Annotated in this window: 20 protein-coding genes and 1 pseudogene; 12 read left to right on the forward strand and 9 right to left on the reverse strand. The window is 64.8% G+C overall.

What is annotated here, in order from left to right:
- Positions 1-141: 141 nt before the first annotated feature.
- Both IHV84_RS12360 and IHV84_RS12365 read left to right on the forward strand, forming a co-directional pair.
- Entirely contained in the window at positions 142-1,215 is a 1,074-nt protein-coding gene (locus IHV84_RS12360; RefSeq protein ID WP_233099980.1) for a transporter, read from the forward strand.
- A gap of 76 nt (positions 1,216-1,291) precedes the next feature.
- A complete protein-coding gene (locus tag IHV84_RS12365; protein WP_198847089.1) occupies positions 1,292-2,158 on the forward strand; it encodes a plasmid replication/partition related protein in 867 nt (288 codons plus the stop codon).
- A gap of 26 nt (positions 2,159-2,184) precedes the next feature.
- Here IHV84_RS12365 and IHV84_RS12370 read toward each other — a convergent pair whose 3' ends face one another.
- Both IHV84_RS12370 and murJ read right to left on the reverse strand, forming a co-directional pair.
- Positions 2,185-3,036, reverse strand: coding sequence for a SirB1 family protein (locus IHV84_RS12370; RefSeq protein WP_198847090.1), 852 nt, complete (start codon positions 3,034-3,036; stop codon positions 2,185-2,187).
- Positions 3,037-3,131: 95 nt separating this feature from the next.
- Positions 3,132-4,697, reverse strand: a complete 1,566-nt coding sequence (gene murJ, locus IHV84_RS12375; RefSeq protein WP_198847091.1) for a murein biosynthesis integral membrane protein MurJ — start codon at positions 4,695-4,697, stop codon at positions 3,132-3,134.
- A 224-nt stretch (positions 4,698-4,921) separates the two neighbouring features.
- Here murJ and rpsT point away from each other — a divergent pair, with 224 nt between their 5' ends.
- Positions 4,922-5,221 (forward strand): 30S ribosomal protein S20, encoded by a 300-nt coding sequence (gene rpsT, locus IHV84_RS12380; RefSeq protein ID WP_044398144.1) that lies wholly within the window; start codon positions 4,922-4,924, stop codon positions 5,219-5,221.
- 223 nt (positions 5,222-5,444) lie between these two features.
- On the opposite strand, the gene IHV84_RS12385 is transcribed toward rpsT, so the two are convergent.
- Positions 5,445-5,768 carry a DUF3579 domain-containing protein gene (locus IHV84_RS12385; protein WP_198847092.1) on the reverse strand — a complete coding sequence of 108 codons (324 nt, stop codon included), beginning with the start codon at positions 5,766-5,768 and terminating at the stop codon, positions 5,445-5,447.
- A 240-nt stretch (positions 5,769-6,008) separates the two neighbouring features.
- On the opposite strand from IHV84_RS12385, the gene IHV84_RS12390 reads away from it, so the two are divergent.
- The 3 genes from IHV84_RS12390 (at position 6,009) to IHV84_RS12400 (ending at position 9,014) form a co-directional block, all read left to right on the forward strand.
- A complete protein-coding gene (locus tag IHV84_RS12390) occupies positions 6,009-7,205 on the forward strand; it encodes an aspartate aminotransferase family protein (protein ID WP_142084904.1) in 1,197 nt (398 codons plus the stop codon).
- 37 nt (positions 7,206-7,242) lie between these two features.
- Complete coding sequence (argF, locus tag IHV84_RS12395) at positions 7,243-8,163, forward strand: ornithine carbamoyltransferase (protein ID WP_198847093.1); 921 nt, start codon at positions 7,243-7,245, stop codon at positions 8,161-8,163.
- A gap of 173 nt (positions 8,164-8,336) precedes the next feature.
- A complete protein-coding gene (locus IHV84_RS12400) occupies positions 8,337-9,014 on the forward strand; it encodes a hypothetical protein (protein WP_198847094.1) in 678 nt (225 codons plus the stop codon).
- Between the two features lie 124 nt (positions 9,015-9,138).
- Here the strand turns inward: IHV84_RS12400 and IHV84_RS12405 are convergent, their stop codons facing one another.
- From IHV84_RS12405 to IHV84_RS12415, 3 genes are read right to left on the reverse strand one after another with little or no spacing between them, the layout of a single operon-like run.
- On the reverse strand, positions 9,139-9,372 hold the full coding sequence (locus IHV84_RS12405) for a hypothetical protein (protein ID WP_142084911.1): 234 nt from the start codon (positions 9,370-9,372) through the stop codon (positions 9,139-9,141).
- On the reverse strand, positions 9,372-11,303 hold the full coding sequence (locus IHV84_RS12410; RefSeq protein ID WP_198847095.1) for a ferrous iron transporter B: 1,932 nt from the start codon (positions 11,301-11,303) through the stop codon (positions 9,372-9,374). Before IHV84_RS12410 ends, IHV84_RS12405 begins: the two co-directional genes overlap by 1 nt.
- Complete coding sequence (locus IHV84_RS12415) at positions 11,300-11,641, reverse strand: FeoA family protein (protein WP_198847096.1); 342 nt, start codon at positions 11,639-11,641, stop codon at positions 11,300-11,302. The genes IHV84_RS12410 and IHV84_RS12415 overlap by 4 nt, the downstream gene beginning before the upstream one ends.
- A 316-nt stretch (positions 11,642-11,957) precedes the next feature.
- Between IHV84_RS12415 and IHV84_RS12420 the strand changes: the two genes are divergently transcribed.
- The 4 genes from IHV84_RS12420 (at position 11,958) to kynA (ending at position 16,262) form a co-directional block, all read left to right on the forward strand.
- A complete protein-coding gene (locus IHV84_RS12420; RefSeq protein ID WP_198847097.1) occupies positions 11,958-13,004 on the forward strand; it encodes a metal-dependent hydrolase in 1,047 nt (348 codons plus the stop codon).
- Between the two features lie 282 nt (positions 13,005-13,286).
- The gene (kynB, locus tag IHV84_RS12425) at positions 13,287-13,928 is read left to right on the forward strand and encodes an arylformamidase (protein ID WP_198847098.1); all 642 of its coding nucleotides are present in this window, start codon (positions 13,287-13,289) and stop codon (positions 13,926-13,928) included.
- A 90-nt stretch (positions 13,929-14,018) separates the two neighbouring features.
- Positions 14,019-15,356 (forward strand): kynureninase, encoded by a 1,338-nt coding sequence (kynU, locus tag IHV84_RS12430; protein WP_198847099.1) that lies wholly within the window; start codon positions 14,019-14,021, stop codon positions 15,354-15,356.
- A gap of 18 nt (positions 15,357-15,374) precedes the next feature.
- A complete protein-coding gene (gene kynA, locus IHV84_RS12435; protein ID WP_198847100.1) occupies positions 15,375-16,262 on the forward strand; it encodes a tryptophan 2,3-dioxygenase in 888 nt (295 codons plus the stop codon).
- 131 nt (positions 16,263-16,393) lie between these two features.
- Here the strand turns inward: kynA and IHV84_RS12440 are convergent, their stop codons facing one another.
- Positions 16,394-17,398, reverse strand: coding sequence for a DNAJC11 domain-containing protein (locus IHV84_RS12440; protein WP_198847101.1), 1,005 nt, complete (start codon positions 17,396-17,398; stop codon positions 16,394-16,396).
- Between the two features lie 237 nt (positions 17,399-17,635).
- On the opposite strand from IHV84_RS12440, the gene IHV84_RS12445 reads away from it, so the two are divergent.
- Positions 17,636-18,895 carry an MFS transporter gene (locus IHV84_RS12445; protein ID WP_233099981.1) on the forward strand — a complete coding sequence of 420 codons (1,260 nt, stop codon included), beginning with the start codon at positions 17,636-17,638 and terminating at the stop codon, positions 18,893-18,895.
- 65 nt (positions 18,896-18,960) lie between these two features.
- Here the strand turns inward: IHV84_RS12445 and IHV84_RS12450 are convergent, their stop codons facing one another.
- On the reverse strand, positions 18,961-20,199 hold the full coding sequence (locus IHV84_RS12450; RefSeq protein WP_198847102.1) for an FAD-dependent monooxygenase: 1,239 nt from the start codon (positions 20,197-20,199) through the stop codon (positions 18,961-18,963).
- Between the two features lie 90 nt (positions 20,200-20,289).
- Positions 20,290-23,216, reverse strand: a pseudogene (locus tag IHV84_RS12455) (aconitate hydratase).
- 339 nt (positions 23,217-23,555) lie between these two features.
- Between IHV84_RS12455 and IHV84_RS12460 the strand changes: the two are divergent.
- Positions 23,556-24,075, forward strand: a 520-nt coding sequence (locus IHV84_RS12460) for an IS5 family transposase (RefSeq protein WP_198847103.1), incomplete at its 3' end; no start/stop codon positions are given.

The raw sequence follows: 24,075 nt of genomic DNA on the forward strand, positions 1-24,075 counted from the left end.
CAAAAAGGTGCGCCCATGCTGCCCTGCTTTGGTGACAACACCGTGACAGCCGCCAAACGGTCATCAAACCGTCATGCTCGCAGCGCACGATGGCAGGCAGCCCTCCCGACCGGGCCCTTGTTCCTTTTGCCTACCCATTCCATGACAGTCCACTCTGCAGGCACGCTGCCGCACCACAGCTACGGCGGCGACTCGGCAGGTCTGGTGTGCGGCTACCTCATGCAGGGCAGCACGCCTGCCATGCCGCTGGACAGCACCGAAGCAGCACACTGGCTGCATGCCCATGGCAACCCCGCCACGCCAGCAGGCCAGGGGCCGGTGCAGCGGCCCGACCCTGCCCCCTTCGTGTGGTTGCATTTCAACCTGGCCCACGCCCAGGCCCTGCGCTGGATACAGCGGCACGCCCAGTTGCCCGATGCGTTTTTTGAGGCACTCAAAGAGGGCTCGCACTCCACCCGCATCGAACGCGACGACGATGCCCTGGTGGGCGTGCTCAACGACGCACATTTCGACTTCGCCTTCGAGCCCTTTGACATTGCCACGCTGTGGATTTGCGTGCTGCCCCATGTGGTCATCACCGCGCGCGCCCACCCGCTGCGGTCGGTAGATGCCCTGCGCACGGCCGTGCGGCAGGGCTACACGCCGCGCTCTAGCGTGGCGCTGCTGGAGCAACTGATGCGCACACAGGCCGCCGGGCTGGTGGACATCGTGCGCGGCGTCACTCAGCGCATCGACGGCATTGAGGATGAATTGCTGGCGGGCCGGCTCAACCACAAGCGGGCGCGGCTGGGCGTATTGCGGCGGTTGCTGGTGCGGCTGCAGCGGCTGCTGGCCCCCGAGCCTGCGGCCTTGTTCCGCCTACTGCAGCACCCACCCACCTGGATGGGCGCCGACGATGTGCAGGAGCTGCGCGATTCCACCGAAGAGTTCTCGGTGGTGCTACGCGACATGCAGGGCCTGCAAGAGCGCATCAAGCTGCTGCAGGAAGAACTTGCGGCCAGCGTGCAAGAGGCCAACAGCCGCAGCCTGTTTGTGCTGACCGTGGTCACCGTGCTGGCGCTGCCCATCAACATCCTTGCGGGCTTGCTGGGCATGAACGTCGGGGGCATCCCGCTGGCCGACAGCGAACATGGCTTTTGGGTCATCGTGGGCATCCTCGTGGTGTTCACAGCGGTGGCGGGCTGGCTGGCCCTGCGCGGCGCTCGGGACAAGTAAGCCTTGCCAGACGGCGCGCACGGCGCAACTACAATGCCGCCCCTGCCTTGAAGACCCGGCCACGCGCCCACACACCATGAACATCGTTGTCAACGAAGAACTCAAAGCCTACATCGACCCCCTGACCCCGGAAGAACACGATGCGCTGGAGCGCAGCATCCTGGCCGAGGGTTGCCGCGATGCCCTGGTGCTGTGGGGCGATGTTCTGGTGGACGGCCACAACCGCTACGGCATTTGCCAAAAGCACGGCCTGCCCTTCCAAACCGTGCAGAACACGCGCTTCCAATCGATGGAAGATGTGCACCTGTGGATGATTGACCAGCACCTGGGCCGCCGCAGCGTGTCTGACTTTCAGCGTGGCGTGCTGGCACTGCGCAAGCGCGAGATCGTGGCGGAGCGCCGTGCACGCGCGGCAGCTGCCTTTGTGGCGGGCAATGCGCAAGCAGAAACGCAGCCTGAAGAAAGCTCTGCAACCGCCGCCCCTGCGGCGGCCAGCGTGGCGCCCCCCGAAGACCTGAGCAGCCGCGAAGCCATTGCGCGCGCGGCCCGCCTGAGCAGTAGCCAGGTGGTCATGATTGAAAAAATCCAGAAGCAGGCAGCGCCTGAGCTGGTGGCGGCGGTGAAGTCCGGCACCATCTCGCTCAATGCAGCCGCCGCCGTGGCCACCCTGCCGGCTGAAGAACAGGTGGCGGCCGCCACCGCAGGCAAAGACGAGCTCAAACAAGCCGCCAAGCGCGTGCGCGAAGCCAAGCGCAAAACCCGCGAAGAAGCCGCCCCAAAAAATGCAGATGAGGCCCCGCAGCCGACTGAAGGCGCCCACACCGATGAGCTGCCAGCCTTGCGCGCGCGCGTGGCCGAGCTGACGGCCGAAAACGAGGCCCTGCGCCAGCAACTGGCCCAGTTGCGCGCACAACTCTCGGCAGAAGACGGCCAGCCGTTTTAAAGGGCGCTAGGCGCCAATCTTTTGGGTTAACCCAGCGAACGCCGCAGTGCGTTCAACCGCTCGGCAACCATGTCGGCATCCAGCCCGTCTTCGGCGTGGGCCAGGTAAGTTTCCAGGTCTTGCACCGCTTCCTTGGCATTGCCCAGTTCAGCATGGGCCAGGCCACGGTCCCGCCGCTCACCCCACGCCTGGGGTGAGAGCACCACCAAGCGGTCCAGCACCGCCGTCAGGCGCTGCCAGTCTTGCTGCGAGCGGTGCACTTCCTTGAGGTTGCGCAGCATGCGGGCAATGATGTCGCGCGGCGTGGCGGCCTGCAAATACAGGCCCAGCGGCACGTCATAGTCATCCACCAGCCCGCTCTGGCGCTTGTAGGGCTCCAGCCGCTCAGAAAGGTCTTCACGGCTGAGCGACTGGCCCGTGGTCGGGTCCATCACCACCTGCCCCTTGGGCAGCAGCACCTTCACCATGAAGTGGCCCGGAAAACCCACCCCGCGCACATGCAGACCCAGCCCCTGGGCCAGCTCCATCCACAACACCGCCAAGCTGATGGGAATGCCCCGGCGCGTGCGCAGCACCGCATTCAAGTAGCTGTTGTCGGGGTCGTAGTAATTGTTGACGTTGCCCGCAAAGCCCAGGTCGGAATAAAAGAACTGGTTGAGCATGTGCAACCGCTGCAGCGACGGGGCATCGCTGGCCAGGCGTCGGCGGATGCGGGCCTGCATCTGGTCCACGTCGCCCAGCAGTTGCTGCACGTCCAGTTCGGGGTACTCGTCCTGCGCGATGCTGGCGGCGGCTTCGAGCAGCGGAAAGTGCTCGTCGCTTTGCACCAGGCAAGCGAAATACTCCAGGGACGAAGGAACGGTATAGCTCAGGGACATGGCAGATTTTTAGGTGGGGGCCGCATGGCAGTCAAGGCGCAAAACCGGGGGCTTTACCCCGGTGTTACCGCCACTGCGCCGCGTGCAAAGAACGCTCAGCGGCGCAGCATCTGCCGCAGCTTGAGCCCTGCGGCCCACAGGGCACCGAAATACACCACGGCAGCCGCCGCCATCAGCCCCAGCAACAGAAGCACCCGCTGGCCGCTGTGGGCGCGCAGGGCCACCCAGTCAAAGTAATGCGAGCCCCAGGCCAGCAGCACTGCCAGCAAGGCGCTGGCCGCCACCACCTGCAGGGCAAAGCGCGACCAGCCCGGCTGGGGCTGGTAGCTGCCGCGCCGCACCAGCCCGACCAACAGCCACAGCGCGTTGACCAGAGCCCCCAGGCCAATCGACAGGGCCAGCCCCGCGTGGTCAATGAGCGGCACCAGCACGGCGTTGAGGATCTGGGTGATGACCAGCACCACGATGGCAATCTTGACCGGCGTGCGCACATCTTGGCTGGCGTAGTAGCCGGGGGCCAGCACCTTGATGGCGACCAGGCCCAGCAAGCCTGCGCCGTAGCCAGCCAACGCCACGGCAATCTGCCCTACATCGGTGTCTGCCAGCTTGCCGTAGTGGAACAAGGTGGCCACGAGGGGTTTGGCAAAGGTGAGCAACGCTACGGCACAGGGCACGGCCAGCAGCACCACAATGCGCAAGCCCCAGTCCAGCATGGCCGAGTATTTCTGCGCGTCCCCAGCCGCTTTGGCGGCAGTGAGCTGGGGGGTGAGCACCACGCCCAGGGCCACCCCCAGCAAGGCCGTGGGGAATTCCATCAACCGATCGGCATAAAACAACCAGGTGACGCTGCCAGGCGCCAGGTAAGAAGCAATCTGCGTGTTGATCATCAGGGACACCTGCGCCACCCCCACGCCCAGCAGAATGGGCGCCATCAACGTCAGCACCCGGCGCACGCCCGGCTCAGCCCAGGCCGCGCGCAGGGCACCCCAGGTCACGCCAATGCGGGGCATGAGCCCCATGCGAAGCAGCACCGGGATTTGAACCCCCAGCTGCAGCACGCCCCCCAGCATCACCCCTCCTGCCATGGCGTAAATGGGCTCGATGCCGCGCGCCTCCAGCTGGGGCGCCCCCAGCCAGGCCGCGCCGATCATGCAGAGATTGAGCAACACGGGCGAGGCAGCAGGCACGGCAAAGTGCTTCCAGGTGTTGAGAATGCCGGCGGCCAGTGCCACCATGGACATGAAGCCGATGTAGGGGAACATCCACCGCGTCATCAACACGGCAGCGTCAAAAGCCTCGGGGGTTTGGCGCATGCCGCTGGCCAGAGCCCACACCAGCGCTGGCGCGCCCAGCACGCCCAGCGTGCAAGTCAACAGCAGCGTCCAGGCCAGGGCAGTGGCCACCGCAGCGATCAGCCGGTGCGTGGCCTCCTCGCCTTCTTTGGTTTTGGTGGTTGCCAGCACGGGCACAAAAGCTTGCGCAAATGCACCCTCGGCAAACAGGCGGCGAAACAGGTTAGGAATGCGGAAAGCGACGTTGAAGGCGTCCGTGAGGGCGCTGGCGCCAAACATGGACGCCATCAAAAGGTCGCGCACCAGGCCCGTCACGCGGGAGGCCAGGGTCAGCAGGGATACGGTGGAGGCGGCTTTGAACAGAGACACCGCCGGGAGTGTATTCGCAGCGCACCGCCCCGCCTGTGCGGCTGTGGGGTTGTTTCACGCCCTTACCTGAAACATCCGGGCGGGTGCAGCGCCGCGCAGGGCCCATATGCCCGGTGAGCAGATGCCCGGAATGCGTCCGCTGGCGAAAAGCCACGCCCTTTTCAGCCAGTGGGCTATAATCGTCGGCTTTGCTGACATCATCCTCAGACTCAAGGAACTAAATCATGGCATCCGCTAAACCAAAGAAAAAGAACCCACGCCTGGCGTCGGGCCGTAAGCGCGTCCGTCAGGACGTCAAGATCAACGCAGCCAACACATCGCTGCGTTCCAAATACCGCACTGCCGTCAAGAACGTCGAAAAGGCGGTTCTGGCTGGCGACAAGGTGAAGGCTGCTGAAGCTTTTGCCAAGGCACAAAGCGTGGTTGATACCGTTGCCGACAAGGGCATCTTCCACAAGAACAAGGCAGCTCGCGATAAGAGCCGCCTGGCAGCCAAGGTGAAAGCCCTGGCACTGGCCGCCTGACCCACTTCAGGCAAACAGCACGGGTAGCGCAAGCTGCCCGCCGTTTGTAACGGGTGCGCTGTCAGCAAAACATCAAAACCGCCTTCGGGCGGTTTTTTTGTGCCCGCTTGGTTTTCAGGTGCGGCGCAAACCATCTTCTTGGCGCATCTGGCGGATTTTGGTGCATTGCATGCCGCCTTCATGGACCCCACCTGCAGCGCGAGCAGGCGTAAAAAAAGGCCAGTCAGGCCTTGGGGGGGGGAGCGTCGGGTAGCAAACAGGCTTCTGCGACTTGCAAGTTGTTGTCCCTTGCGAAGTTGATCACAAAGTCCCAGGCCATGGGCTCGTGGCTTTGCAGGTCTCGGTGGACCACCACACATTTCACGCCGTTGAGGGTGGTGGGAATGCACCAGGGCGAATAGCTCAGGTGGCTGCCCGGCCGCGAGCCACCGGGGCGGAACTGGCTCATGACGCCCGCCAAGCGCTCGGCCCAATCGCTGGGTCGAAAGGTTTTCCCGTCGTGGGTAACGCCTTGGATGAAGACTTCTTTGGTGGAGGGGGAAACCATCGCGGTCGGTTGGGTAAGTGGCAGCTCACCGCAGGGTTGCTACAGCCATCCATTCTAACTCTTATATAAGAGCTAACCCGGTACTCCTGCAGCCCAGGCGGGTAACGCATCGCAGTGATGCGCAATTGTCAATGGCCAGCCACGGCACTCCCCCTAGAATCGTGCTTCGCTTTTCGGGTGAAACACCCTGTTCGCAGGCCACAAGCCCAACCTTTTTCTGCACCGTCTGGAGATCTCTGCATGACCGCTTTCATCGAGGCAGCCTCGCCCCACGTAATGAACACCTATGGCCGCGTACCGATCGCGCTGGCCCGAGGCCAGGGCTGCCGAGTCTGGGACGTCAACGGCAAGGAATACCTGGACGCGCTGGGCGGCATTGCCGTGAACACGCTGGGGCACAACCACCCCAAGCTGGTGCCGGCGCTGCAAGACCAGCTCACCAAGCTCATCCACACCTCCAACTACTACCACTCGCCGCTGCAAGAAGCGCTGGCTGCCAAGCTGGTGGAACGCTCTGGCATGACCAACGTGTTCTTCTGCAACTCGGGTCTGGAAGCCAACGAGGCGGCCATCAAGATCGCACGCAAGTACGGCGTGGACAAGGGCATCGCCAAGCCCGAGATCGTGGTTTACGAAAAGGCCTTCCACGGCCGCTCCATCGCCACCATGTCGGCCACGGGCAACCCCAAAATCTACAGCGGCTTTGGCCCTCTGGTCGAGGGCTTCATCCGGGTGCCACTGAACGACATCGAAGCCATCAAGCAACGCACCGAGGGCAACCCCAACGTGGTGGCGGTGTTCTTTGAAACCATCCAGGGCGAAGGCGGCGTGAACCCCACCCGCGTCGAATACCTGCAGCAGTTGCGTGCCCTGTGCGACGAGCGCGGCTGGCTGATGATGATTGACGAAGTGCAGTGCGGCATGGGCCGCACCGGCAAGTGGTTTGCCCACCAGTGGGCAGGCATCGTGCCCGACGTGATGCCCCTGGCCAAGGGCCTGGGCTCTGGCGTGCCGATTGGTGCGGTGGTGGCGGGCCCCAAGGCCGCCAACGTGCTGCAACCGGGCAACCACGGCACCACCTTTGGTGGCAACCAGTTGGCCATGCGCGCAGGCAACGAAACCATCCGCATCATGGAAGAAGAAGGCCTGCTGGAGAACGCAGCCACGGTGGGCGCGCACCTGAAGGCGGCCCTGCAGCGCGAACTGGGCAGCCTGCCCGGCGTGAAGGAAATCCGCGGCCAGGGCCTGATGCTGGGCATTGAGCTGAACAAGCCCTGCGGCGCCCTCACCGGCCGCGCCGCTGAAGCAGGCCTGCTGATCAGCGTGACGGCGGACAGCGTCATCCGCCTGGTGCCCTCGCTGATCCTCACCGTGGCCGAGGCCGACGAAATCGTCGCCAAGCTCACCCCTCTGGTCAAAGCCATCCTGGCCGAATAAACCTTGCAGGGCGCGCCACGGCGTGCCCTTTTTTGCCATGAAACACTATCTGCAGTTCACCGACCTCACCGCTGACGAATACGCTTACCTGTTCGAGCGCGCAGCCATCATCAAGAAGAAGTTCAAGTCGTACGAAAAGTACCACCCGCTGGCCGACCGCACCCTGGCCATGATTTTTGAAAAGGCCAGCACCCGCACCCGCGTGAGCTTTGAAGCGGGCATGTACCAGCTGGGCGGCAGTGTGGTGCACCTGACCACGGGCGACAGCCAGCTGGGCCGCGCCGAGCCAATTGAAGACAGCGCCAAGGTCATCAGCCGCATGACCGATCTGGTGATGATCCGCACATTCGAGCAAACCAAGATCGAGCGCTTTGCCGCCCATTCGCGCGTGCCCGTCATCAACGGGCTGACCAACGAATACCACCCCTGCCAGATCCTGGCCGACATCTTCACCTACATCGAACACCGTGGCTCCATCGCAGGCAAGACGGTGGCCTGGGTGGGCGACGGTAACAACATGGCCAACACCTGGGTGCAGGCCGCTGCACTGCTGGGCTTCAAGGTGAACGTGAGCACACCGCGTGGCTACGAAATTGATGAGAAATTGGCCTCTGGCGCCCAAGGGGTAAGCGCCAGCAGCTATCAGTTCTATAGCAACCCGCTCGAAGCCTGCAAGGGCGCCGACCTGGTCACCACCGACGTGTGGACCAGCATGGGCTACGAAGCCGAGAACGAGGCCCGCAAGAAGGCCTTTGCCGACTGGTGCGTGGACGCCGAAATGATGGCCGCCGCCCAGCCTGACGCCCTTTTCATGCACTGCCTGCCCGCGCACCGTGGCGAAGAGGTGGAGGCCGAAGTGATCGACGGCCCGCAATCGGTGGTGTGGGACGAAGCAGAAAACAGGATGCACGTGCAGAAGGCACTCATGGAGTACCTGCTGCTCGGCCGCGTGGCATGAAATGCAACGCGGTGGCGCGCCAGCGCCGGCAGACTGTTTCGGCGCAGGCTCATGTCCGCCATGCGGACGTGAAGCAGCCGCAGGCTGCGGGCCGAAGCCAGAATCGGATGCACGTGCAGAAGGCACTCATGGAGTACCTTCTGCTCGGCCGCGTGGCATAACGCCAAAGCGGCATGTTCGACCGCAGCACGGTAAACACCGACGCGCTGCTCACCCAATGGGCAGTCCTGGGCACGGCCCTGGGCTGCCCCGCCAATCCGTGGATGCAAGAAGGCCAGCGCCTGCTGCGCAGCTGGCAGCGTTGGCCCCGGGCGTACCACAATGCATCGCACCTGCAGGCCTGCCTGGGGCACTGGCAGACGGTGCAAAAGGAACTGCCCGGCGCGCTGGAGCAACCCCATGCCGTAGCGCTGGCCCTGTGGTTTCACGACGCGGTGTATTGGCCCTGGAGTGCCCACAACGAGCTACGCAGCGCGCAGTGGGCATCGCGCTTTCTCAACGGCCAGCACGTGCCACCCAGCCTGGTTTCAACCGTTCACGCACACATCATGGCCACATGCCACAACTCGGGCGCGCTGCAAGGCGACGCCACCTGGGTCGTGGGCATCGACCTGGCCGTGCTGGGCCAAAGCGATGCGGTGTACCGCCAGTTTGAGCGCAACGTGCGCAAGGAGTATTTCTTTGTGCGCTGGCCGCGCTACGTAGCGGGGCGCAGCGCAGTGCTGCAAGGCTTTCTGGACAGGCCGCGCATCTATCACAACGAGTGGTTTTTCTACCGCTATGAATCGCAGGCCCGCGCCAATCTGCGCCAAGCACTGGCAGCATTGCAGCAAGGCCAGTTGTACGCCTGACGCGGCGCACGCATCGACAAACGCCAACCACCACCAGGCAGACAGCGCCAACGCGTTGCACAGGGCGCTTGCCGCCGCTCAGCCCGAACGGCGGCTGAACAGGCGCAAGGGCCGCCCATTCAGATCAGAACCGCTCCTGGCGCTCTGCGGCGTGCACCGTCGCGCGGGGTGCTGCAGACGACGAACACCCGCCGCAACTGCTGCAACCGCCGCCCCCGCCACCACCACAGCCTGCGCTCTGCCCCATGGCCGGGTGCACCCGGCCCAGCTTTTTACGCAGCCCGGCCGGCAGCCAGCGCCACACCATGTAAGCGGCGGCCAGCGCCACGATCAAACCGGTGATCCATTGTTGCCACATCACGCGCCACCTCCCAGAGCCAAAGCGATTCGATAGGTCACAAAGCTGGCCGCGTAGGCCAGGCTGAACAGGTACACCACCATCAGCAGCGGGTAGCGCCAGCTGTTCGTCTCGCGCCGCACGGCGGCGATGGTGGAGATGCATTGCGGCGCAAACACAAACCACACCAGCAGCGACAGTGCCGTGGCCAGTGACCAGTTCTGCGCAATCAGCGGCGCGAGCTGGCTGGCCACTTCGTCCCCCGTGGCCGACAGCGCATACACCGTGCCCAGGGCGCCCACCGCCACCTCGCGCGCGGCCATGCCGGGAACCAGGGCGATGGCAATCTGCCAGTTAAAGCCAATGGGCGCCACCAGCACCTCCAGCAGGCGGCCCAACTGGCCTGCAAAACTGTAGGTAATGGCCGCCCCGGTGGCCCCTTCGGGCGGGGCGGGGTAGGTGGACAGGAACCACAGCAGCACCGTCACCGCCAAAATGATGCCGCCCACGCGCTTGATGAAAATCACCGCCCGCTCGTACAGGCCATGCGCCAGGCTGCGCAGGCTGGGCCAGCGGTAGGCGGGCAACTCCATCAGCAGCTGCGGGGGCCGCTGGTCAGACCGGGCCAGCTTGGCCACGCCTGCCACGGCCATGGCACTGGCAATGCCGCCCACATACAGCGCAAACAACACCAGGCCCTGCAGATTGAACAGGCCCGCCACGGTGCGCTCGGGGATGAAGGCGCCAATCAGCAGCGCATACACCGGCAAGCGGGCCGAGCAGGTCATGAGCGGCGCGATCATGATGGTGACCAGCCGATCGCGCCAGTGGGTGATGGAGCGCGTGGCCATCACGCCCGGCACGGCGCAGGCAAAGCTCGACAGCAGTGGAATGAACGAACGGCCCGACAACCCCACGGTGCCCATCACGCGGTCGAGCAAGAAGGCGGCACGCGGAAGGTAGCCCGAGTCTTCCAGCGCCAGGATGAACAGAAACAGCGTGAGGATTTGCGGCAGGAACACCAGCACCCCGCCCGCGCCGGCCACGATGCCATCCACCAGCAGGCTGCGCAGCGGGCCATCGGCCATGTGCTGCTGGATGAAGGCGGACGTCCATTCCACGCCTGCGTTGATCCAGTCGGTAGGCACGGAAGCCCAGGTGAATACCGCCTGGAACATCAAAAACAACGTGGCCAGCAGCAGCAACATGCCCCACACGGGGTGCAGTACCACGGCGTCGATGCGGTCATCCACACGCAGACTGGCTGCGGGGGCCCGCACCGCCAGTTCCATCAGCCGGTGCACCTGCTGATGGGTGCGAATGACCTGGGTCTGCGCGTCCAGCGGCGAGGCATCCAGCGCCACCGCCTCCTGGGCGGCTACCACCGGGGCCTTCAGGGCCTGCGCGGCGGGCGAATCCAGCCAGGCCAGCAATTCCTGCGCGCCATCACCGCGCACACCCACCGTGGCCAGCACGGGCATCCCCAGCTCACGGGCCAACACCTCACGGTCAATCTGAATGCCCCGGCGCTCGGCCATGTCGCTCATGTTCAGCACCAGCACCATGGGCAGGCCCAGGGCCCGGGCTTCCAGCACCAGGCGCAGGTTCAGGCGCAGGTGGGTGGCATCGGTCACGCACACCAGCAAGTCGGGCAGCGGCTCGCCGGGGCGGCGGCCACGCACGATGTCACGGGTGATGGCTTCATCCAGGCTGTGCGCGTGCAGGCTGTAGGCACCGGGTAAATCCAGCACGCACACCTTGCGGCCACTGGCCGTGTGCATCGTGCCCTCTTTACGCTCTACCGTCACACCTGCGTAATTGGCCACCTTCTGGCGCGCACCGGTCAGCAGGTTGAACAGCGCCGTCTTGCCGCAATTGGGGTTGCCCAGCAAAGCCACACGCAGGAAATCTGCCTTGGGCGACACGCCCCCAGCGTTCAGTACCGCGCTCATGACTGCCCCTGCGTCTGAACCTGCACCATCGCTGCCTCTTGGTGCCGCAACGCAAAAGTGGCCTGCCCCACCCGCACGGCCAGAGGGTCGCCCCCCCAGGCGCCCCGCGCCAGCACTTGCACGGTCTCGCCGGGCACAAAGCCAATTTCCAGCAAACGCAGCAAGGTGCTGTGCTCACGCCCATCGCGCGCCGATACCAGCCCGGTCACCAGCGCGGGCGTGCGCAATTTCAGTCCATCCAGGCCCGAAGCCGCTGACGGAGACGCCGAGGCCACGGTCAATGTGGCGGCCAGCGCGCTGGGGTACAGGGCGGCGGCGCTCTCGTGCATGGTTTTCATGGGGATCAGCCTTTTCGCAAATGAGTTTGGTTCTCATTCTACAAACTGAATTCTGGCGGCTATTGATTCAAATCAGAGCAGCCCTGATGGTCAGGAGATCTCAGGCACTTTGCACAAGGTACGGGCGCACGGGGGCCACCCTGAACTCCTCCAAACCAATTGCTGGCCCGCTCCATCCGGCCAACGCTGTTACCTGCTCAAGCTGCCCCCCTTCTCGCAGGCTGGTCATCGGCTGATCCCGCACGACAAATCCCCTTGAATGCAGGGTGCGCTTGGCGCTGCAAAAATGCGCGCACCTTCACTTCATGAGTAGCACATGGACTCCATCAGCCAGGCCGCCCTGGGCAGTGCCGTGGTGCTGGCCACCCTCGGGCGCCGCACCGCAGCATGGAAGGCAGCCCTGTGGGGAGCCGCCGCTGGCACCCTGCCCGACCTGGACGCTTTCATCGACCATGGCGACCCGCTGCTCAACATGGTGCGCCACCGGGCCGAGAGCCATGGCCTGGCACTACTCGCGCTGGCATCGGCCCCGCTGGGCTGGCTGGCCGCCCGCCTGTCGGGTCAGCCCGACCTGTGGCGGCGCTGGTGGCTGGCCATGGCGCTGGCGCTCATCACCCACCCGCTGCTCGACACCCTGACGGTGTACGGCACGCAGTTGCTGCAGCCGTTCAGCAACCATCCCTTTGCCGTGGGCAGCGTTTTCATCATCGACCCGTTCTACACCTTGCCACTGCTGCTCGGGGTTCTGGTCGCCGTACTTTGGTCATCCACCAAGGGGCTGCGCTGGAACACAGCCATGTTGGCGCTCAGCACCGCCTACCTGGGGTGGAGTGTGCTGGCACAGCAGCATGTGCGCGGCGTTCTGGAGGCTTCGTTGCGTCACAACGGAATGGCAGCCAGCCAGATGCTGGTCACGCCCGCCCCATTCAGCACCGTGCTGTGGCGTGCTGTGGCCATGGGGCCGGAGCACTACCACGAAGCGTATTACTCCTTGCTGGATGGCGCGCACCCCGTTGCCTGGACATCCCACCCGCGCGGCGCCGATCTGCGCCTGCAGCACGCAGACAACCCCCATGTGCAACGGCTGTCATGGTTCAGCCACGGGTTCATGCGCATGCAAGCGAACAGCCAGGGGCGGCTCACCATCACCGACCTGCGCATGGGGCTGGAGCCCTGCTATTCCTTCCACTTCGACATCGGCCCGGCCCACTCCCCGGCGAGCGAGACAGGCCCAGTGGTTCAGCAATGGCAGCGCCCTGATCTTTCGATGGCCTTGCCCTGGCTGTGGCGCCGCCTGACAGACCCCACGGCCGGCACCCTTTCCACCTTGCCGGGCGGCATCAGTTGCGGCACAGCGCCTTGAGGTAAGCCAGCACACAGCTGGCAGGGTGCAGACGGCCAACGCTGTCAACGCACTATCGGGAAATAAGGGGGCCAGTGGGGCGCTGGAGATCACGCCTGCCGTGGCCCGTCCACTGAACATTGCGGTGCCACCTGATCGGCTGTTCAGACCCCAACGTGACTGCGCAGGCAGCCACACCCCTGAACCCCGGTCAACCGAGTCGGGCAAACCCTGCGCCAAAAATCAGGGGGTGTTGGAAATAACCGACACCACAAAAAACCCACGCCATTACCTTCACGTCCCATGCAAAAGCTTTGGGACATTTCCCCCCCCGTTCACGCAGGTAGCCCGGTGTTTCCGGGCGATACGCCTTACAGCCAGCAGTGGTGCGCCACCATCGGCCCGGGCTGTCCGGTCAACGTCAGTGCCATCACGCTATCGCCCCACGTGGGCGCGCATGCCGATGCGCCGCTGCATTACGACGAGGGCGGTGCCAGCATTGGGGCCGTGGCGCTGGATGCGTTTTTGGGCCCGTGCCGTGTCATCCACGCCATCGGCTGCGGGCCGCTGATTGAGTGGGCGCACATTGCCCACGCCCTCTCTTCCACCCACCCCGCCCTGCCCGCCCGCGTGCTGGTGCGCACCTATGCCCAGGCCCCCGCGCAGTGGGACGGCCAGCTCACCGCCTATGCGCCCGCCACCATCGAACGGCTGGCGGACCTGGGCGTGCAGTTGGTGGGCATAGACACCGCCAGCATTGACCCGGCCGACAGCAAGACGCTGGACAGCCACCAGGTCATCCGCCGCCGGGGCCTGCGCGTGCTGGAGAACCTGGTGCTGGACGATGTGCCCGAGGGTGACTACGAACTCATCGCCCTGCCGCTGAAGCTGACCACGGCCGATGCATCCCCCGTGCGGGCGGTACTTCGCTCGCTGCCTGGTTGACCAGCGCGTCCACCCGTCTTTTAAACATTTTCGGCCTCTAGCGCTTATCCAGAAAGCGCCAGCAGCTATCAAAATGAAAGCAATATCAACATGACCATCACCCTGCAAGACTGCCGCACCCGCGACACCCAAGACCCCCTGCGCTCGCTGCGCGACCACTTTGCACTGCCCCCGGGCGTGATCTACCTGGACGGCAATTCGCTGGGTGTGCTGCCCAAGGCCGCGCCCGCCCGCATTGCCGATGTGGTGCAGCGCGAATGGGGCACGGACCTCATCAAATCGTGGAACACCGCCCGCTGGTTTGACCTGCCACAGCGCCTGGGCAACCAGCTGGCCCCCTTGATTGGCGCGGGCCAGGACCAGGTGGTGTGCACCGACAGCACCTCCATCAACCTCTACAAGGTGCTGAGCGCGGCGCTGAACATTGCCCGCGAAGACAGCCCCGCCCGCAAGCGCATCGTGAGCGAGCGCAGCAACTTCCCGACTGACCTCTACATTGCCGAGGGCCTGTGCAAGGAGCGCGGGCAAGAGCTGGTGCTGGTGGAGCCTGAAGAGATCAACGCAGCGCTGACCAGCGACGTGGCCGTGCTGATGCTGACGCATGTGAACTACCGCACCGGCGCCATGCACGACATGGCCGCCATCACCGCCGCCGCGCAGGCCCAAGGCATTTTGTGTGTGTGGGACTTGGCCCACAGTGCAGGCGCTGTGCCGGTGGACCTGCTGGGCGCGAACGCCGATTTTTCGATTGGCTGCGGCTACAAGTATTTGAACGGCGGCCCCGGCGCACCGGCCTTTGTGTGGGTGCACCCACGCCACGCCAACCGGTTCTGGCAACCCTTGTCGGGCTGGTGGGGTCATGCATCGCCCTTCCAGTTCACGCCCGATTACCAGCCCGCCCCCGGCATCACCCGCTACCTGTGCGGCACGCAGCCCATGATCAGCCTGTCGGCCCTGCAATGCGGGCTGGATGTGTTCACCGCCGCGCAAAGCCTGGGCGGCATGGCGGCGCTGCGCACCAAGTCGCTGGCGCTCACCGATCTGTTCATCCAGCTGGTGGAAGAGCGCTGCGCGGGCTACGGCCTGGGTTTTGCCACACCGCGTGAGCACGCCCAACGCGGCTCGCAGGTGTGCCTGACACGCGACGAAGGCGCGGGCGTGAACGGCCAGGGCAGCGGCGCCTACGCCATCGTGCAGGCACTGATTGCACGCGGCGTGATTGGAGACTACCGCGCCGGGTCCGGCGCGGCTCCAAGTGCAGGCAAAGGCGACGGCGGCAAGGTGCACAAAGACATCCTGCGCTTTGGCTTGACGCCGCTGTACATCGGGTTTGAAGACGTGTGGAACGCGGTGGAGCACCTGCGCCAGGTGCTGGAGAGCGGCGAGTGGCAAAAGGCCGAGTTCAACCAGACCCACGCCGTGACCTGAACCGGGAAGAAAACCACCATGTGCCCTTTCTCTCAAACCCCTGCGTCCGCCAGCGAAGCACCGGGCGCTGCGCTGCCTGAATCCATCGTGCACGAAGAGCGCGCCCAGCTCGACTTCAGCAAGTCCATGAGCTACGGCGACTACCTGCAGCTCGATGCCATCCTCACCGCGCAAAAGCCACTGTCGCCCGCGCACGACGAGATGCTGTTCATCGTGCAGCACCAGACCAGCGAGTTGTGGATGAAGCTGATGCTGCACGAGCTGCGCGCCGCCATCGGTCACATTGCGCGCGACGAGCTGCCGCCCGCCTTCAAGATGCTGGCGCGCGTGAGCAAAATCATGGAGCAGCTGGTGCACGCCTGGGACGTGCTGGCCACCATGACACCGCCCGAGTACAGCGCCATGCGTCCGTACCTGGGCCAGTCCAGCGGCTTCCAGAGCTACCAGTACCGCTGCATTGAGTTTTCGATGGGCAACAAGAACCGCGCCATGCTCAAACCCCACGAGCACCGCGCCGACCTGCTGGCCCAGGTGCAGGCGGCGTACGAAGCACCGTCGCTATACGACGAGGCCCTGCGGCTGATGGCGCGGCGCGGCATTGAGGTGCCTGCCAGCCACACCGAGCGCGACTGGACACAGCCCTACGCCGAAAGCGAAGCCGTGGAGCAAGCCTGGCTCACCGTGTACCGCAACCCTGAGCAGCATTGGGACCTGTACCAGTTGGGCGAGGAGCTGACGGACCTGGAAGACGCCTTCCGCCTGTGGCGCTTCCGCCATGTGACGACGGTGGAGCGGGTGATCGGCTTCAAGCGCGGCACCGGCGGCACGGGCGGCGTGAGCTACCTGCGCAAGATGCTGGACGTGGTGCTGTTCCCCGAGATCTGGCGCCTGCGCACGAACCTGTAAGGCCAGGGCCGCCGCACAGCGGCATTCAGTCTTTCACAACAAAAAGAGCTGCCAGCGCTTTATTCACAAGCGCTGGCAGCTCTTTTTTTGATAGCAAAACAAGGCGCAGGGCGATGACCCCGCCCCAGCCATCAAGGCAGGCGCAGGTACTCTGACTCGCGCACACTCACCTGGTACTCGCGGCCACCGATGGAGTACGTGACCCACAGCACCTTGGGCGTGCCCGGGGCGGGGTCGTAACCCGCCAGGTCGTTGCTGGCACGCACCGACAGCTGGTTACCCGACACCTGGGCCCGGACGCGGTCTGTCACGTCGATCACGCGGTTGTCAGCGCCATAGGCGGCTTGCACGATGGCCAGCCCGCCGTAGCCCGCGCCGGGGCGGTCATAGCCGCCGCCTGGGTAGTTGCCGCCCTGGTAGGCGCCGCCCTGGTTGTAGCCACCGCCGTTGCCATGCCAGCCGCCGTTCCAGCCCTCGTTACCCCAGTTGCCGCTGCGCCAGCCGGTAAAGCGTGCGCCGTCAATGGTGGAGCCTTCGGCGTATTCGAACATGCGGTTCTGGCCGTCGCGGGTGCGCACAAAAATGCGCAGTGTCTTGCTGCGGCCGCGGTGCGGGTCCACGCCAAAGGTATCGTTGGTCAGCGCAATGGGGCGGTCTTCGCGTGCCAGGTCGCGCAGGCGGCGGGTCACGTCCACATGGTGTTCCTGGGTGCCGTACACCGCTTGCAGGATGCGGAACTCGCCATCGTCGCGGCCATTGCCCTGGCCGCCGCCGTACCCACCGTTTCCGCCGCGCCAGCTGGTGAACTGGCGGCCATCGACCACCGCGTCTTCGCGGTAGTTGAAGGTGCGCGTCTTGCCTCGGGCGTCGCGGGCATCAATGCGCAGTGTTTTCACGCGGCCCCGGTCCGGGTCGGTGCCAAAGGTGTCGTTGTGCACCAGAAAGGGCTGGTCGCCGCTGGCCAGCTCGCGCACGCGCTCGGTCACGTCTACATAGCGCTCGCTCGTTCCGTAGCGGGCGCTCAGGATCTGGTAGGCCCCGTCGTCACCGCCACGCTGCGCGGCCGCAGGGGCCAGTAGTCCGAAGAACAGCAGCAGCGCGGCCCAGAAGCCGTAAAAAGAGTGGCGAAATGGCATGGGGAACCTCCTTGGGTGTTGGAATCACCGCGTTCAACGCGGCTTTTTTGTGAGGATGGCTGGCAAAAACAAGCCAGTGCCCCTTTGTAACGGAAGCCGGGGCCCCGCGTTGACCGGGATGGCCCGAGCGCATTATCTGTTCGGCAAAAGTTGGTACCAAATGTTTTCGTGGCGAGGCAACCCACCATCGGCACCGGCGAGACAGGCCAGTGAAGCGGCGGGCGTTACGCTTGCGGCATGAGCCTGCCCTCCGCCAACGCCGCTGCACACCCTCAACCGTTAACTGCCCCACAAGCCTGGGCCATGCTGCTGGCGCTGGTCAGCGGCTTTGCGCTGAGCCAGGCGTTTCGCACCATCACCGCCATCATGGCCACGGGGCTGCAGGCGGAGTTTGGCCTGTCGGCCCAGGCGCTGGGCGTGTTTGCCGGCACCTTCGCGTTCGCCTTCGGCACCATGCAGCTTTTCATGGGCATCGCCATCGATTTCTGGGGCATTCGGCGCACCTTGCTGGTGGCGTTTCCGATGGCGATTGCGGGGGCTGCGCTGTCTGCTGTGGCCACGGGCTACAGCATGTTGCTGCTGGGGCAGGTGCTGATTGGCGTGGGCTGTGCGCCTGCCTTTCTGGTGTGCACGGTGTTCATCGCCCGCTACTTTGCGCCGTCGCGCTTCGCCGCCGTATCAGGCGCTGCCATGGGGGTGGGTGGGCTGGGCATGTTGTTCACCGGCACGCCGCTGGCGTGGCTGGTGGAGCAATCGTCGTGGCGCTGGGGGTTTGGGGTACTGGCGGGCCTGGCGGCACTGGCCTGGGCCTTGATCTTCTGGAAGGTGCGCGAGCCCCGGGCGGCCCATGCCGACACGGCCACCCATGCAAAGCCCGAATCGCTGGGCCAGACAGTGCGCGGGTTCGGGGCGCTGTTCCTGCTGCCGCACACGGTGGGCATCTTGCTGCTGGCGCTGATGACCTATGCCTCCATGCTGTCTCTGCGCGGCCTGTGGCTCGGGCCTTTGCTGATTGACCGGCACGGCTACACGCTGGTCGCCAGCGGGCATGTGGCAACGGCCATGTCGCTGGTGTCGCTGTTCAGCCCCGCCTTCTTTGGGCGGATGGACCCCGGCCCCGGCGCACGCCGCCGCTGGCTTATCGGCTTCACGGTGCTGATGGCGGCACTGTTTGCGGCCATGGGCGTGTGGCAACTGGCGTGGCTGGATGTGGCGGGCCCGCTGGCGGTGGGGGTGCTGTCGGGCTACATCGTGCTGCAGTATGCGGACGTGCGCTCGTCCTACCCGGCGACCATGACGGGGCGCGCCATGTCGGTCTTCACCATGGCGCTGTTTCTGGGGGTGGCGCTGATGCAGTGGATCACCGGCGTGGCGGCATCCACCGCCAAGGCCCAGGGGGCCGAGCCCTATGCGGTGGTGATGTTCACCATTGCCGGCATGCTGGCGCTGGGCGCGGCGGCCTTTCGCTGGCTGCCTGCACCGCGCCAGCAGGTGTGATGCAGCACAAATAGGCCTCTAGCGCACGCCCCATAAGCGCCGCCAGCTATTGATTCAATAGCAAATCAGGACCGCACAGAGTCAATGCCATCGCCCCGATAGAGCCAGGGCACATCCAGCAGCCGCTCGCCCAGCATCTTCAGCGACAGGTTGCGTGCCCACCGCACCGGCCCGGTGGCGTGGAAGATGCGCCCATTGCGGGTAGACCGGGCCTGCACCCGCGCGTTGCGCTGCCAGCGGTTCACCGCGTAGCGGCGCAGGCGCAAGGGCACTTCCAGGTCGTGCATGGACAGCGCCCGCTCCAGCTGGGCGGCATCTTCAATCGCCATGCCCGCGCCTTGCGCCAGGTAGGGGCGCATGGGGTGCGCGGCATCGCCCAACAGCGCCACCAGGCCTTGCACCATCTCCTCGGGGCTGCGCACGGGCGGGCGGTCGCACAGCGGCCACAGGCGCCAGCCGGCACCGGCAGCTTCTACGCCATGCACGGCGTGTTGCAGCGCGGTGCAGGTGCCCTGCAGCGCAAATTCCAGGTCGCGCGCGTTGGCGTCGTGGTCCCAGGTTTCCAGGTTCTGCGGCGCGGGGCCTTGCACGATGACAACCAGGTTCTGCAACTCTCCCCGCCGCACGGGGTACTGCACCATGTGCAGCCGCGGCCCCAGCCAGGCCGTGACCTGCTGCGTACGCAGCGCCTTGGGCAGCGCGCTTTGCCGCACCAGGGCGCGGTACGCCAGGTGCCCCGTCACGCGCGGGGCCTGGTAGCCCAGCAGTTGCGTGCGCGTGCGGCTCCACAAGCCATCGGCGCCAATGAGTGCATCGCCCTCAATCTCTTTGCCCTGCGAGGTGCGCACCGACACCACCGTCTCGCCCCCCGGAATGACCGGGGCCGCGCGGCTGGCGTCGGTGAATGACTCAATGGCCAGGCCCTGGTACAGCTGGGCATCGGTGTAGCGCTGCACGCCTGTGTGCAGCAGGGCGTGCAGATCCGCCCGGTGGATGGTGGCGTAGGCTGCGCCGTAGCGCTGCACCGCCATGCGCCCCAGGGGCAGCACGCCCAGCTCGGCACCGCTGAGGGCGCAGCGCACCTGCAGGCGTTCAGGAAACGCAGCCACCTGCTGCAAGGCTTTTTGCAAGCCCCAGGCCTGCAGGCAGCGCACCACATTCGGGCCCAGCTGCACGCCTGCGCCCACTTCAGAAAACTCGGCCACGCGCTCGTACATGCGCACGTCCCACCCGGCACGCGAAGCGGCCAGCGCCGCCGCCATGCCACCAATGCCGCCCCCTGCGATCAATACCTGCTTTTTCATAAGCGCATTGTCGTACCTGCTGCCCGGCAAAGCGCAGCAAAGGCTAGACGCGCATCAAGCTTTGCGCACACCGTGGGTGCGGTAGCGTCGTCAGCCCTGCAACAACTGGCGCAGCACAAAAGGCAAGATGCCTCCGGCGCGGTAGTAGTCGACTTCAATGGGTGTATCGATGCGCAGAGTGACGGTAAACTCCTGGCAAGTGCCGTCCGGGCGGTGCACCACCAGCTTCGCGTCACTCTGAGGCGTGAGGGCGGGGTCGGGCACCACGTCGATGATTTCGGTGCCTGTGAGGCCCAGCGACTCCCAGGAATCGCCCGCCTTGAACTGCAGCGGCAACACGCCCATGCCCACCAGATTGGAGCGGTGGATGCGCTCAAAGCTGCGCGCCACCACGGCCTTGATGCCCAGCAACTGCGTGCCCTTGGCGGCCCAGTCGCGGCTGGAGCCTGTGCCGTATTCCTCGCCCGCAAAAATCACCGTGGGCGTGCCCTGCGCCATGTAGTGCATGGCGGCGTCGAAGATGAACATCTTTTCACCCCCCAGCGGCCCCTCGCTCTGGAACACGGTCACACCGCCCTCCTCGCGTGAGCCGTCGGCGGCGGGCGGAATCATCAGGTTTTTGATTCGCACATTGGCAAAGGTGCCGCGCACCATCACATCGTGGTTGCCGCGCCGCGCCCCGTAGCTGTTGAAGTCAGCCTTCTGCACGCCGTGCTGCAGCAACCACTGCCCGGCCGGTGAAGTGTCTTTGATGGAACCTGCGGGCGAGATGTGGTCGGTGGTGATGGAGTCACCAAACAGCGCCATGATGCGCGCGCCCAGCACCGATGGGAGCTTTTGGTCTTTTTGGCCTGCAGCGCTTTCTGCATCAGCGCCAGAAGCTACATCTTCAATAGCAAACTGCGCAAAGAAGGGCGGCTCGGCAATGTAGGTGCTGGCAGGCCAGGTGTAGGTGCTCCCGCTCACACCCTGGATGTTTTGCCACAGCTTGCCGGGGTCGCTGGCAACCTTGGCGTAGTTCTCGCGGAACGCCTTGCCGTTCATGGCGAACTTCATCAATGCATGCACTTCATCGCTGCTGGGCCAGATGTCGCCCAGGTAGATATCCCGCCCCCCTTACCCTGGCCGACAGGCTCGGTCATCAGGTCTTTCAACACCGTGCCGGCGATGGCGTAGGCCACCACCAGCGGCGGGCTGGCCAGAAAGTTGGCCTTCAGGTTGGGATGGATGCGCGCCTCGAAGTTGCGGTTGCCCGACAGCACGGCGGCGCACACCAGGTCGTTGCTGGTGATGGCGTCGTTGAGCTCGGGCGTGAGGTCGCCCGCGTTGCCAATGCAGGTGGTGCATCCGTAGCCCGCCAGCGCAAAACCCAACTTTTCCAGGTACGGCAGCAGCCCGGTTTGCGCGAGGTATTCGGTCACGATGCGCGAGCCGGGCGCGAGCGACGTCTTGATGTGGGGCTTGACCTTGAGGCCCGCTTCCACGGCCTTCTTGGCCAGCAGGCCGGCTGCCAGCATCACGCTCGGGTTGCTGGTGTTGGTGCAGCTGGTGATGGCGGCAATCAGCACATCGCCATTGCCCACGGTGATATCGCCAGGCCGTGCCGCCTGCTGCGCAGGCACCTCGGCGTGCGCCGCCGCCAGCGTGGGCCGGTTCTGCTCCATCTCTGCCACAAAGCGCGGGGCGCCCGAGGGGGCTGGCTTTTCGCGGGGTGGCGCAGCCAACGGTAGGGCTTCCTTGCCGCGCACGTGGTAGCGGGTGTGCAGCAGCGCAGCGGGGCGGTTGAAGCCATTGTCGGCAATCGGTTTGCTGAACAGGCTGGAAAACTCACTGCATACCTTGCCCAGTTCAATGCGGTCTTGCGGGCGCTTGGGGCCAGCCAGGCTGGGGGTCACGGTGCCCAGGTCCAGCTGCACGACTTGCGAGTAATCGATCTCGCCCGCAGCGGGCACACCGAACAGGCCCTGCGCCTTGAAGTAGGCCTCGAAGGCTTCGATCTCGCCCTTGGTGCGGCCGGTGCCCTTGAAGTAGTCGATGGTCTTTTCATCCACCGGGAAAAAGCCCATGGTGGCCCCGTATTCCGGCGCCATGTTGCCGATGGTGGCGCGGTCGGGCAGCGCCAGGGTGCGCGCGCCTTCGCCGAAGAACTCCACAAACTTGCCCACCACCTTGTGCTGGCGCAGGATCTCCGTCACGGTGAGCACCAGGTCGGTGGCCGTCACGCCTTCGCGCAGCTGGCCTGTGAGCTCAAAGCCCACCACATCGGGCGTGAGGAAGTACACCGGCTGGCCCAGCATGGCGGCCTCGGCCTCGATGCCGCCCACACCCCAGCCCACCACACCAATGCCGTTGATCATGGTGGTGTGGCTATCAGTGCCCACCAGGGTGTCAGGGTAGTAGACACCGTCTTTGCGCTTGTGCACGCCGCGCGCCAGATATTCGAGGTTGACCTGGTGCACGATGCCAAAGCCCGGCGGCACCACACCAAAGGTATCAAAGGCCTGCATGCCCCATTTCATGAACTCGTAGCGCTCGCGGTTGCGCTGGAATTCGAGCTTCATGTTCAGGTCCAGCGAATTCTTCTTGCCGTAGTGGTCCACCATGATGGAGTGGTCTACCACCAGGTCCACAGGGACCAGCGGCTCAATCTTCTTGGGGTTCTTGCCCAGACGCACCGCCGTGCTGCGCATGGCAGCCAGATCTGCCAGCAAGGGCACGCCCGTGAAATCCTGCAGCACCACGCGCGACACGACGAACGGAATTTCATCCTTGCGTTCTGCGTTCGGTGCCCATTGGGCCAATTGCTTCACATGCTCTGCCGTGACCTTGCGCCCATCGCAGTTGCGCAGCACCGACTCCAGAACAATCCGAATCGATACAGGCAGCCTCGCGATCTGCGGAAACTGCTGGGCCAGCGCAGGCAGCGAATAGAGCTTGCCTTCTTTGCCAGAAGCGATTGGGAAACTCCGCAAAGTCTCAGGAAACGCGTGGGTTACAGGCTGGGGTGAACGTGCCATGGTGAAATCCTTGGAATGAAAGGCGACGAAACCATTTTCGTCAGCCCTGTACCAATACGCAAGCCGAAGGGTTATGCACCCGAAAACCTCCCAATCAAGCGCATTCAAACGGCGATGGGCTTTGGATGATCAAGACACAGAGCGGTTTCTCACGCTTTTCTCGGCCATGCGAGGCATGCCATAGACCAAAGCGATGACGCTCTGGCACGTCGCCGCGTTCAACCCGGACTTAGTTTTGCAGCCTTAACAGGCTGCTGAAATACTCCCCGCCGTCACTTCCCAGTTGACGTCTTGCCAGGACAATCAAGGCACCCTACCGACCAGACAGACGAGCCATCCATGCGCGGAGCCGACACCTTCACCGAGAGCCTGTTCACGATGCGCCATCTCGATGACTTCGTGCCCGCCGACCACCCCCTGCGGGTGATCCGCATCATGGTCAACAAGGCCCTGCAGAAGATGGACGATCTGTTTGCCCAGATGTATGCGGCCGACATCAAGGGCGGGCGCCCCAGCATTGCCCCCGAGAAGCTGCTGCGCGCCATGCTCATACAGGTGCTCTACAGCGTGCGCTCGGAGCGCCAGCTCATGGAGCAGACCCAGTACAACCTTCTGTTTCGCTGGTTCATTGGCCTGGCCATGGACGATGCCGTTTGGGTGCCCACCGTCTTCAGCAAGAACCGCGAACGTCTGATCGAGCACGATGCGGTCATCGAGTTCTTCAATCAGATCGTGCAACAAGCCCAGGAGCAGGAACTGCTCTCGGGCGAGCACTTCAGCGTGGACGGCACCCTGATCCAGGCGTGGGCGGGCCACAAGAGTTTTGTGCGCAAAGACCGCCAGGGCGACGACGATACCG

Origin of the sequence: Acidovorax sp. IB03 (assembly GCF_016406015.1) — a bacterium.
Classification (GTDB): Bacteria; Pseudomonadota; Gammaproteobacteria; order Burkholderiales; family Burkholderiaceae_C; genus Acidovorax; species Acidovorax temperans.